The sequence below is a fragment of the Streptomyces sp. CoH27 genome (genome assembly GCF_020181035.1).
GTDB classification, from domain to species: Bacteria; Actinomycetota; Actinomycetes; order Streptomycetales; family Streptomycetaceae; genus Streptomyces; species Streptomyces camelliae.
On the sequence record NZ_JAIQYY010000024.1, the window covers coordinates 135673 to 147183 of the forward strand.

At 70.3% G+C, this 11511-nt stretch carries 13 protein-coding genes; 10 read left to right on the forward strand and 3 right to left on the reverse strand.

The genetic code is table 11. The features are described from left to right. From LE548_RS34505 to LE548_RS34530, 6 genes are all read left to right on the forward strand, one after another. Positions 1-549, forward strand: a 549-nt coding sequence (locus LE548_RS34505; protein WP_225100959.1) for a carbohydrate kinase family protein, incomplete at its 5' end; no start/stop codon positions are given. Positions 550-720: 171 nt separating this feature from the next. Continuing rightward, the gene (locus tag LE548_RS34510; RefSeq protein ID WP_225100960.1) at positions 721-1788 is read left to right on the forward strand and encodes a PhoH family protein; all 1068 of its coding nucleotides are present in this window, start codon (positions 721-723) and stop codon (positions 1786-1788) included. Between the two features lie 12 nt (positions 1789-1800). After that, complete coding sequence (gene ybeY / locus LE548_RS34515) at positions 1801-2298, forward strand: rRNA maturation RNase YbeY (protein WP_225100961.1); 498 nt, start codon at positions 1801-1803, stop codon at positions 2296-2298. A gap of 16 nt (positions 2299-2314) precedes the next feature. Further along, positions 2315-3616, forward strand: coding sequence for a hemolysin family protein (locus LE548_RS34520; RefSeq protein ID WP_225100962.1), 1302 nt, complete (start codon positions 2315-2317; stop codon positions 3614-3616). After that, complete coding sequence (locus LE548_RS34525) at positions 3613-3972, forward strand: MmcQ/YjbR family DNA-binding protein (protein WP_225100963.1); 360 nt, start codon at positions 3613-3615, stop codon at positions 3970-3972. The genes LE548_RS34520 and LE548_RS34525 overlap by 4 nt, the downstream gene beginning before the upstream one ends. Before the next feature lie 103 nt (positions 3973-4075). Next, complete coding sequence (locus tag LE548_RS34530) at positions 4076-4429, forward strand: cytidine deaminase (protein WP_225100964.1); 354 nt, start codon at positions 4076-4078, stop codon at positions 4427-4429. Between the two features lie 43 nt (positions 4430-4472). On the opposite strand, the gene LE548_RS34535 is transcribed toward LE548_RS34530, so the two are convergent. Further along, positions 4473-5351 (reverse strand): metallophosphoesterase, encoded by an 879-nt coding sequence (locus LE548_RS34535; protein WP_225100965.1) that lies wholly within the window; start codon positions 5349-5351, stop codon positions 4473-4475. Positions 5352-5659: 308 nt separating this feature from the next. Between LE548_RS34535 and LE548_RS34540 the strand changes: the two genes are divergently transcribed. The 3 genes from LE548_RS34540 to LE548_RS34550 all read left to right on the forward strand — a co-directional run bounded on the left by LE548_RS34540 (position 5660) and on the right by LE548_RS34550 (position 8797). After that, positions 5660-6136, forward strand: a complete 477-nt coding sequence (locus tag LE548_RS34540) for a hypothetical protein (RefSeq protein ID WP_225100966.1) — start codon at positions 5660-5662, stop codon at positions 6134-6136. Positions 6137-6365: 229 nt separating this feature from the next. Beyond that, entirely contained in the window at positions 6366-7706 is a 1341-nt protein-coding gene (locus LE548_RS34545) for a beta-xylosidase (RefSeq protein WP_225100967.1), read from the forward strand. 62 nt (positions 7707-7768) lie between these two features. Then, positions 7769-8797, forward strand: a complete 1029-nt coding sequence (locus LE548_RS34550; protein WP_225100968.1) for a DUF916 domain-containing protein — start codon at positions 7769-7771, stop codon at positions 8795-8797. Here LE548_RS34550 and LE548_RS34555 read toward each other — a convergent pair. Both LE548_RS34555 and LE548_RS34560 read right to left on the reverse strand, forming a co-directional pair. Continuing rightward, positions 8691-9029, reverse strand: a complete 339-nt coding sequence (locus tag LE548_RS34555; RefSeq protein ID WP_225100969.1) for a P-II family nitrogen regulator — start codon at positions 9027-9029, stop codon at positions 8691-8693. The genes LE548_RS34550 and LE548_RS34555 overlap by 107 nt on opposite strands. Continuing rightward, a complete protein-coding gene (locus LE548_RS34560; RefSeq protein ID WP_225100970.1) occupies positions 9026-10345 on the reverse strand; it encodes an ammonium transporter in 1320 nt (439 codons plus the stop codon). Before LE548_RS34560 ends, LE548_RS34555 begins: the two co-directional genes overlap by 4 nt. 152 nt (positions 10346-10497) lie before the next feature. On the opposite strand from LE548_RS34560, the gene era reads away from it, so the two are divergent. After that, a complete protein-coding gene (gene era / locus LE548_RS34565; RefSeq protein ID WP_225100971.1) occupies positions 10498-11451 on the forward strand; it encodes a GTPase Era in 954 nt (317 codons plus the stop codon). Positions 11452-11511 lie beyond the last annotated feature (60 nt).

Genomic DNA, 11511 nt, shown 5'->3' on the forward strand with positions numbered 1-11511 from the left:
ACCGGGGCGTGGGATCTGTCGGGCCTGGCCGACCTGGAGCACTGCGAGGCGTTCCTGCCGAACGCGGAGGAGGCGAAGCGGTACACCGGGACCGACTGTCCGCGGCTCGCCGCGCACGCCCTGACCGAGTACGTGCCGGTGGCTGTCGTCACCCTGGGTTCGGAGGGGGCGTACGCCGTGGACCGGCGGACCGGGGAGGCGGCCGAGGTGCCCGCGATCGCCGTGGAGGCGCTGGATCCGACGGGGGCGGGGGACGTCTTCGTCGCCGGGTTCGTGACCGGGTCTCTCGCGGGTTGGCCGCTGGCCGACCGGCTGGCCTTCGCCGGGCTCACGGCGGCGCTGTCGGTGCAGGAGTTCGGGGGGTCGCTGTCGGCGCCGGGGTGGTCGGAGATCGGGGCGTGGTGGCGGCGCGTGCAGTCCCTTGCCGGGCAGGATCCCGCGGCGCTGGAGCGGTACGCGTTCCTGGAGGGGCTGGTGCCGGAGGAGCTGGACCGGCCGTGGCCGCTGCGCCGGGCGGTGCCGACCATCGGATTCCGGCGCTCGGGGTGAGTGCCGGGGGTGAGCGCGCGGGGTGCGGGACGGGTGGGTCCGACGACGGTCGTGGAGGCCCGTGAAAAGCCCTACGGCGTTGTCAGCCCCCCGTCGTACCCTGGAATCGCGAGGCCGCCCTCAGCCAGGCGGCCGTGACGAGGAGGAAGCGCAGGCCTTCAGCGCCGGCCCATGACACAGACATCCACAGCTCGCACCCCTTCGCAGGAGCAGGCGAGAGCCCAGCTCACCGTCCCCGCCCAGCACCCCATGGTGACTGTGCTGGGTTCCGGCGACTCCCTTCTGCGTGTGATCGAGAGGGCCTTCCCGGCGGCCGACATCCACGTCCGGGGCAACGAGATCAGCGCGGCCGGCGACCCCAGCGACGTCGCCCTCATTTCGCGCGTGTTCGACGAGATGATGCTGGTGCTCCGCACCGGGCAGCCGATGACGGAGGACGCAGTGGAACGGTCGATCGCCATGCTCAAGGCGAGCGAGAACGGGACGAGCGACGGCCCGGAGACCCCGGCCCAGGTGCTGACGCAGAACATCCTGTCCTCGCGGGGCCGGACCATCCGCCCCAAGACCCTCAACCAGAAGCGGTACGTCGACGCGATCGACAAGCACACGATCGTCTTCGGCATCGGCCCCGCCGGTACCGGCAAGACCTACCTGGCCATGGCCAAGGCCGTGCAGGCCCTGCAGTCCAAGCAGGTCAACCGGATCATCCTCACCCGCCCCGCGGTCGAGGCCGGCGAGCGGCTCGGCTTCCTGCCCGGCACGCTCTACGAGAAGATCGACCCCTACCTGCGCCCGCTCTACGACGCGCTGCACGACATGCTCGACCCGGACTCCATCCCACGGCTCATGGCCGCCGGGACCATCGAGGTCGCGCCGCTCGCGTACATGCGCGGACGCACGCTCAACGACGCCTTCATCATCCTGGACGAGGCCCAGAACACGAGCCCCGAGCAGATGAAGATGTTCCTCACCCGCCTCGGCTTCGACTCGAAGATCGTCATCACCGGTGACGTGACCCAGGTCGACCTGCCGAACGGCACCAAGTCCGGTCTGCGGCAGGTGCAGGAGATCCTCGACGGCGTCGAGGACGTCCACTTCTCCCGGCTGTCCTCGCAGGACGTCGTACGGCACAAGCTGGTGGGCCGTATCGTCGACGCGTACGAGAAGTACGACGACTCGCACGGCACCCAGAACGGCATGCAGAAGGGCCGGGGCAAGTCCGGGCACAAGGGGAAGTAGACCAGCACGACCATGTCGATCGACGTCAACAACGAATCCGGTACCGAGGTCGACGAGCAGGCGATCCTCGACATCGCCCGCTACGCGCTCGCGCGGATGCGCATCCACCCGCTCTCCGAGCTCTCGGTGATCGTCGTGGACGCCGACGCCATGGAGCAGCTGCACATCCAGTGGATGGACCTGCCGGGGCCCACCGATGTCATGTCCTTCCCGATGGACGAGCTCCGGCCGCCGTCGAAGGACGACGACGAGCCCCCGCAGGGCCTCCTCGGCGACATCGTGCTCTGCCCCGAGGTCGCCGCCAAGCAGGGGGCCGAAGCCCCGACGCAGCACTCCATGGACGAGGAGCTCCAGCTGCTCACCGTCCATGGCGTGCTGCACCTGCTCGGGTACGACCACGAGGAACCCGACGAGAAGGCCGAGATGTTCGGGCTCCAGGCCGCCATCGTCGACGGCTGGCGGGGCGAGCACGGCCTGACCGGCCCGTCCCCGGCGCCGACGGTCTCGTAGGCGAGACGAGTCCCGGATGTCTCCGCAGATCGTCCTCGGCGCGATCGCGCTGGTCGTCGTCGCCTGGCTCGCCGCCTGCGCGGAGGCGGGCCTCGCACGCGTCTCCAGCTTCCGCGCCGAGGAGGCCGTCAAGTCCGGCCGGCGCGGCAGCGCCAAGCTCGCCCAGATCGCCGCCGACCCCACCCGCTATCTCAACGTGGCCCTGCTGGTCCGCGTCGCCTGCGAGATGGCGGCCGCGGCCCTGGTGACGTACGCCTGCCTCCAGGAGTTCACGGCCACCTGGCAGGCCCTGCTGGTCGCCATCGGTGTCATGGTGCTCGTGTCGTACGTCGCCGTCGGCGTGTCGCCCCGCACCATCGGCCGCCAGCACCCCCTCAACACGGCGACCGTGGCGGCGTACGTCCTGCTGCCGCTCGCCCGTGTGATGGGCCCGATCCCGTCGCTGCTCATCCTCATCGGTAACGCGCTCACGCCCGGCAAGGGCTTCAGGCGCGGCCCGTTCGCCTCCGAGGCGGAGCTGCGCGCGCTGGTCGACCTCGCCGAGAAGGAGTCGCTGATCGAGGACGAGGAGCGCCGCATGGTGCACTCGGTCTTCGAACTCGGCGACACCCTGGTGCGCGAGGTGATGGTGCCGCGGACGGACCTGGTGGTGATCGAGCGCTACAAGACCATCCGCCAGGCCCTCACCCTCGCCCTCCGTTCGGGCTTCTCCCGGATCCCGGTCACCGGCGAGAGCGAGGACGACATCGTCGGGATCGTGTATCTGAAGGACCTGGTCCGCAAGACGCACATCAGCCGCGACGCCGAGAGCGACCTGGTCTCGACCGGCATGCGGCCCGCCGTCTTCGTACCCGACACCAAGAACGCCGGTGACCTGCTGCGCGAGATGCAGAAGGATCGCAACCACGTCGCCGTCGTCATCGACGAGTACGGCGGCACCGCCGGCATCGTCACCATCGAGGACATCCTGGAGGAGATCGTCGGCGAGATCACCGACGAGTACGACCGCGAGCTGCCGCCGGTCGAAGACCTCGGTGACGACCGCTTCCGGGTGACGGCCCGCCTGGACATCACCGACCTCGGCGAGCTGTACGGGCTGGAGGAGTACGACGACGAGGACGTGGAGACCGTCGGCGGACTGCTCGCCAAGGCCCTCGGCCGGGTGCCCATCGCGGGCGCGTCCGCCGAGGTCGAACTGCCCGACGAACGCCGCCTGAAGCTCACCGCGGAGGCCGCCGCCGGCCGCCGGAACAAGATCGTCACGGTCCTGGTGGAGCCGGTTCCCGTGCTGGTCCCCGAGGAGGAGAAACCCGAGTGACCCCCGAGGAACTGCGCGCCTTCTGCCTCTCCTTCAACGCGGCCGTGGAGGACTTTCCCTTCAATCCCGAGACGTCGGTCTTCAAGGTGCTGGGCAAGATGTTCGCCCTGACGAACCTGGGTGCGCGGCCCCTGACGGTCAACCTGAAGTGCGAACCGGAGGACGCCGTCCGGCTCCGCGGCGAGCACGAGGGCCTGATCATCCCCGGCTGGCACATGAACAAGCGCCACTGGAACACCGTGACGGTCGACGGCGAGCTCCCGGACCGGCTGGTCCGGGAGTTGATCGAGGATTCGTACGACCTGGTCGTCGCCGGGCTGCCGCGTGCGGAGCGGCTGCGGCTCGACCGTCCGTGACCTGGTCCGTGACCTGAGGCTCAGTCGGCACGCTGATCGTCAGCGCCGCTGCCCGACCCTGACCAGGCCGGTCTGCCCTGTGACTGCTCCGTAAGCTAGGGGCATGACCGAGAGCAACGCGCTTGACCCCGAGGACCGCAAGATCGTCACGCTGGCCCGTTCCGTGCGGGCCCGCAATGGTGTGCCCGAAGGAGCCGCCGTACGGGACGAGACCGGGCGTACGTACGCCGCCGGGTCGGTGGAGCTGGCCTCGCTGCGGCTGAGCGCGCTGCGTACCGCTGTCGCGATGGCCGTGGCGTCGGGAGCTACGTCGCTGGAGGCGGCGGCGGTCGTGAGCGAGGCGGAGTCCGTGCCGGCCGAGGATCTCGCCGCCGTATCCGACCTGGGCGGGCCGCAGACGCCGGTGCTGCTGGCCGGGACCGACGGAGCTGTGCGGCTCACCGTGTCCGCCGGCTGAGGTACCGGGGGCTCCGCCCCCTGGACCCCGCGGCGGCGCAGGCTCAGTTCAGGCTCGCAGGAGAGGGGCCGAGCCTTTCGATGACCTCGCGCATCTCCTCCTCGTCGGCCTCGTAGACCGTCTCGCCCATGCGAGGGTCTCGTGCGTGGAGCGTATGGATGAGTGGCCCGTGAGGTGCTCCCAGGTGGACGAGGGAGGCCGACGGACCGTGGACGGCGCGCTCGGTGCCGGGGCGGGCGGTCAGGTCGATGCGGCTGACGACGCCGGGCGTGACCCAGACGGTCGCTTGTGCCAAGCGGGCCAGTATCTGCAGGTGGAAGTGCCCGCACAGGATGAGCTGGACGTCGGTCCCGCGGATCGTTTCGGCCAGCTCTGCGCCGTTCTGCAGGCCGAGCGCCCGCTGAACGTCGACGTCCAGGGCAACCGGCGGGTGATGGAAGGCCAGGACGGTGCCCATGGGTGCCGGGGTGGCAAGTAGTTCGCGGAGCCAGCCGAGTTGGCCGCCGTCGAGTCGGCCGTAGCCCTTGCCCGGAACGAGCGTGTCCAGCGTGATCAGTCGCCATCCGCCGACGGTGGTGGCCCCCGCCCGCTCGCCTGCGGCCCCCTCGTACACCGCCTCGGGCTCCACGTGGCCGGTGCCGAGCACGTCCGCGAATGCGGTGCGGTCGTCGTGGTTGCCCGTCGTGTAGAAGACGTCCGCCCCTCGTCGGCCGGCGTAGCCGGACAGGAGTTCATGTGCCCGCGTGTACGCCTCGTGAGAGCCGTCGTCCGCGACGTCGCCGGTGACCACCACCGCGTCGAGGTCGTCCAGATGACTCAGTTCGCCCAGCAGGCGGCAGAGCGCCGCGGTGCCGTCGGCCCCGTCCTCGTCGGGGCCGCCGGACCGGTCCAGATGGGTGTCCGAGAGATGCAAGATCCGCATCGTCCGAAGGTAGCCTCCGGCACCGGCGATGAGCCATCGCCTTTCCCGTCATGCGGTCGGTCCCATCCGGTCGGCACCTGGCTGCCCGGCACAACCGCCACCCGTTCTCGTGAACAGCACCAGGAAGGTCGGCCGGATTTCAACCTTGTTCGGTTCTCGCCCTTGCGCATCAATGGAGCCGTAACTTTCCGACGGACCGTCAGATCCGCACCGCCCTCGCAGTGTGACCGCACCCGCCTGCGCAGGCCTCTCCGTCCGTCGGCCCCCCACATGGCACTCCCCACCATAGGGAAGGGAAGCGGATCCCCATGAGAGGCAAGCGCACGGCAATGGGTGCGGCACTGGCCGCCGGGGCCCTCGCGGTCACCGGTCTCGCCTTCGCGCCCTCCGCGGCCGCCGTCACCCCACAGTCGGCGACCATCACCGCGAGCTGCGGCATCTTCGGCGGCGGTACGGCCACGCTCACCGCCACCCAGAGCGGCACCTCGGCCACCATCTCCCTCACCTCCTCCGCGATCACGGCACCGGTCGCGGTGGCGCAGGACTCCATCACCTCCACCCTCACCATGGCCAAGTCGGATGGCGGATCAGTGGTGTTCAGCGGGACCAAGAACCCCGCCATGAACACCGGCGACGCAGTCAGCGTCGGCCCGCTCAGCGGTACCGTCGCCTCCGGCGACAGCCTCGACGCCTACGGCGGCTCTCTGAAGATGGTGATCTTCGGGATCACCGTGACCTGTACGGCGAGCGGCCCGCAGTCGCCCGGCCCCTTCGTCTTCGACTGAGCCCTTCGGCCGAGCCCTTCGACCGAGCCCTTCGACTGAGCCTTTCGGCCGAGCCCCTCGGTCGATCCCTTCGGCCGACCGAACTGAGCGATCTGTTCCGGATGCCGCAGAAACTGATGATCCGTCAGATTTCTGCGGCATCTCCATTGACTTCTCACCCCCGCTCCACATCAATGCCCCCTGTCGGCGCAGATGAGCCGCTGCGCCCGCGACCCTCAGGAGGGGGCCCATGGGTGCCACACCGCCCTCAAGCTCACGAAGATCCCTACGGTGGCGCTGGATCTCACTGTTCGGGGCGACCGCGCTCGCGGTCACCGCGGGCGGCGCGCTGGCCTGCCCGGCCGATGCCGCCGGCACGAACGTGGACTTCGCCACGCACTGCATCCCGCCCGCCGTGGCCGGCATCCCGCCGATCGACGGCACCACGACCGCCAACGTCTCGGTGGACAACGCGAGCCCGAAGGTCGGCGACACCGTCACCGTGACCTACACCGTGGTCACCGCCGCCGCGAGCAACCCCACCGACCTCGCCCTGCCCGCCGACATCATGACCCCGACCGGCAAGGTCACCCTCGGTGGGGCCCAGACCGGGGACGTCACCGTCGCGGGGCCCAAGAAGAATCCGCCGGTCCCCGGGAAGGCCGCCTTCCCGTCCTTCTCCATGACCGGCACGTTCACCGTCACCAAGCCCGGCCAGATCACCCTCTCGCCCGGCGACTACAACATCCACACCAGCTACATCCTGGAGCTGGACACCCCCTGCACGGTCACGAATCCGCCCGCACCGGTCTCCGGGACGGTCACGGCGACCTCCGGCACTCCCGCCAACACCCGTGCCATCTCGCTGAGTTCGGCCTCCGGCAACCCGGGCGCCGGTGTCACCGTCAGCGGCAGCAACTTCACTCCGGGCGCGACCGTCACCCTCGCCGGCCGGTCCGGGGACAAGCAGACCGCCGACACCGCCACCGTCACCGCCAACGCACAGGGCTCCTTCAGCGGTTCCCTCGTCGTCAACGACAAGACGACCACCGGGATCGTGGCCTACGAGGGCAGCTCGTGGAGCGCGGACAAGGGGGCCGGGCCCGCGGCCTACGTCGTCAACGACACCACCCCCGTCCCGCCCGGCAGTCAGAAGCTGACGACCACCGTCAAGGCGGGCACCCTGTCCATGTCCCAGGCCGGGGACTCCGTCGCGCTGTCGTCCGTCGACTTCGGCCAGGGCGGAGCCTCCACCGGCAAGCTCCAGACCGTCACCGTCAAGGACTTCCGTGGCGGGCCGGCCGGCTGGTCGCTCACCGGCAAGGTCACCGACTTCTCCGGGCCCGGCGCCAAGATCGATGCGGGCAAGCTCAGCTGGACTCCCGCCTGCGCGACCAAAGCGGGCAGCCCCAGCACCTGCAAGGCCGGTTCGGCGGGCACCGTGGGCAGTTCAGGAGCGACCCTCGCGTCGACGTCCGACGGCACGCTCACCGGCGGTGAGTTCACCGTCGACGCCGGACTCTCCCTGGACGTACCCGCGTTCACGCCTCCGGGCTCGTACTCCGGTGTGCTCACGCTGACGCTCACCTGAACCCGAGCGTACGGGCGTCCGCACCCGCCCGTCTCCCCTTCTCCCACCGGGGGTCCGCACCCATGCGCAAGCCGTACGCCCTCCTCCGATACGTCCTGAGCCTCCTCGGCCTCCTGCTCGCGGGGCAGGCCATCCCCGCGCACGCCGCCGACAACGGCAGCTGGTCCGTCTACCCGGTCGCCTCGAAGATCGCCGCGCGGCCGTACTTCTACCTCGCCGCCGACCCCGGGCAGACCCTCACCGACAAGGTCGCCGTGCAGAACAAGACCGGCGGCCCGCTCACCTTCCGCCTCTACGCGGCAGACGCCTACAACACCGCCCGCGACGGCGGATTCGCCGTACGCGGGCCGACGGAGCGGATGGGCGGAGTGGGCGCCTGGGCCAGGCCGGCACAGCCCCGGATCACCGTGCCGGGGCATACGACCGTCACCGTGCCGTTCACCCTGCACGTGCCCGACGGCGCCGGACCCGGCGACCACCCCGGCGCCATCGTCGCCCTCGACGAACGGATCGACCCCGGCAGCGGCTCACTCGCCCTCGGTGTGCAGCGGGCCGTCGGCGCCCGCGTCTACCTCCGCGTCAGCGGGCCCACGCTCCCCGCGGTCTCGGTCGAGCACGTGCGGATCAGCCATCACCAGCCGCTGATCCCGGGCCTCGGCGCCAGTACGGCAACCATCTCCTACACCCTGCGCAACACCGGCAACGTCACCGTCGACCCGAAGGTGGAGCTGAAGGCGCGCGGGCTGTTCGGCCGTACGCTGCTCGACCGCACCCTCACCCGGGTCCCCTCCGAACTGCTGCCGGGGCAGCGGGTACGGCTCACCGAGCCTTGGTCCGGGGCGCCCCAACTCGACTGGGGGGACGTGACGTTGACCGCGAGCGCGCCCGGCACCCGGCAGTCGGCGAGCGCCTCGTTCCTCGCGCTGCCGTGGCTCTTCGCCGGGCTCGTGTTCGCGGCGGGCCTGACGACCGGGGCGCTGCTGGTCAGAGCGCGTCGGGGCCGTGCTCGCCGGTCCGCACCCGTACGACCGTCTCCACGGGCACGGACCACACCTTCCCGTCCCCGATCTTCCCCGTCCGCGCGGCCCTGACGACCGCATCGATCACGGCGTCGGCGTCCGCGTCCTCCACGACGACCTCGATGCGCACCTTCGGCACCAGGTCGACGCGGTACTCGGCGCCCCGGTACACCTCGGTGTGGCCGCGCTGCCGGCCGTAGCCGCTGGCCTCGGTCACGGTCAGACCGTGCACGCCCAGCTCCTGCAGGGCGGTCTTGACCTCGTCGAGGCGGTACGGCTTGACGATGGCGGTGATGAGCTTCATGCCTGGGTGCTGACCTTCTGGGTGCTGGTTCCGGTGAGAACGGAGTGGGAGACCGGGGCGCCATGGCCCAGGACGCCGTGATCGTATGCCGTCTCCGCGTGCACCGTAAGGTCCAGGCCGGTGTGCTCCTGCTCCTCGCTCGCCCGGAAGCCCATCATCGTGTCCAGCAGCTTGCCGAGGCCGTACGTCACCGCGAAGGCGTACGCCGCCACGACCACCACGGCCAGCGTCTGCTTGCCGAGCGGGGCGAGCCCGCCGCCGTAGAACAGGCCCTCGGTGCCGCCGGTCATCGCCTTCTCGGCGAACAGGCCGATCAGCAGGGTGCCGATGATGCCGCCGACCAGGTGGACGCCGACGACGTCGAGGGAGTCGTCGTAGTTCAGCTTGAACTTCCAGCTCACCGCGTAACTGCAGACGACACCGGCGGCCAGGCCGACGACGAGGGCGCCGAGCAGGGAGACCGTGCCGCAGGACGGGGTGATCGCGACCAGGCCGGCGACCGCGCCGGAGGCGGCGCCGAGCGTGGTCGGGTGGCCGTCGCGCTTCTGCTCCACGAAGAGCCAGCCGAGCAGGCCGGTGCAGCCGGCGGCCAGGGTGTTGAGGAAGGCGGCCGCGGCGAGGCCGTTCGCGCCGAACGCGCTGCCCGCGTTGAAGCCGAACCAGCCGAACCAGAGCAGACCGGCGCCGAGGATCACCATGGGCAGGTTGTGGGGCCGCATGGCGTCCTTCTTGAAGCCCAGCCGGGGTCCGAGGACCAGGCACAGGGCGAGACCGGAGGCACCGGAGGTGATCTCGACGGGCAGACCGCCCGCGAAGTCGAGCGCGCCGAGCTCGGCCGCGATCCAGCCGCCGGGGCCCCAGACCCAGTGGGTGATGGGGATGTATACGAGCAGGGTCCAGACCGGGACGAAGACCAGCCAGGCCGAGAACTTCGTCCGGTCCGCCACCGCACCGCTGATCAGGGCCGCCGTGATGATCGCGAAGGTCAGCTGGAAGGTGGCGAAGAGGAGCGTGGGGACGGTGCCGTGGACGCTGCCCGGCGTGATGTGTGCCATGCCGGCGTGACCGAGGCCGCCGATCAGTCCGCCGCCGATGTCGTCGCCGAAGGCGAGGGAGTAGCCCACCGCCAGCCAGACCACCGTGACCAGGGCGATCGACACGAAGCTCATCATCAGCATGTTGAGGACGCTCTTCGTGCGGACCATGCCGCCGTAGAACAGGGCCAGGCCCGGCGTCATCAGCAGGACGAGGGCGGTCGCGGCGAGCAGCCAGGCGGTGTCGCCGGTGTTCACTGGGGGCGCGGCGGCGAGGGTCACAGGCGTCTCCAACGGTGTCAGGGCTGCGTCAGAGGTTCACCGGTGCGCGTTTCCGGTTGCGTACGAGTGTGTTTCCGTGACGTTTCATTGCCTGAGGGTTACCGAAACCTCACGGTGCGGCCGGGGGTTGTGGATCAGGGACAATGAACGGCATGAGCGTGCGTACCCAGTCATCCGAGCAGCCGGCCGAGGCCGTCCACCGTGCCGGCTTCGCCTGCTTCGTGGGCCGCCCCAACGCGGGCAAGTCCACCCTCACGAACGCTCTGGTCGGGCAGAAGGTGGCCATCACCGCGAACCAGCCGCAGACGACGCGGCACACGGTACGCGGGATCGTGCACCGGCCCGACGCCCAGCTGATCCTCGTGGACACCCCCGGGCTCCACAAGCCGCGCACGCTGCTCGGCGAGCGGCTCAACGACGTCGTACGGACCACGTGGGCCGAGGTCGATGTGATCGGCTTCTGCCTTCCGGCGAACGAGAAGATCGGCCCCGGTGACCGCTTCATCGCGAAGGAGCTGGCCGGGATCAAGAAGTCCCCGAAGGTCGCGATCGTCACCAAGACCGACCTGGTCGACTCCAAGGCCCTCGCCGCGCAGCTGATCGCGATCGACCAGCTGGGCAAGGAACTGGGCATCGAGTGGGCGGAGATCGTCCCGGTGTCGGCGGCGGGGGCCAAGCAGGTGGATCTGCTGGCCGACCTCCTGATCCCGCTCCTCCCCGAGGGCCCGGCGCTCTACCCCGAGGGCGACCTCACGGACGAGCCCGAGCAGGTCATGATCGCGGAACTCATCCGCGAAGCGGCGCTGGAGGGCGTCCGCGACGAGCTGCCGCACTCCATCGCGGTGGTCGTCGAGGAGATGCTCCCGCGCGAGGACCGCCCGGCGGACCGCCCCCTGCTGGACATCCACGCCAACGTCTACATCGAGCGCCCCAGCCAGAAGGGCATCATCATCGGCCCCAAGGGCAAGCGCCTGAAGGAGGTCGGCATCAAGTCCCGCAAGCAGATCGAGGCGCTGCTCGGTACCCCGGTCTTCCTGGACCTGCACGTGAAGGTGGCCAAGGACTGGCAGCGGGACCCCAAGCAGCTCCGCAAGCTGGGTTTCTGAGGGCGGGGGCTTCGTCCTCGGGCCTCGTTTCCCGTGCGGCGTCAGGTCCCGCGTGCAGAT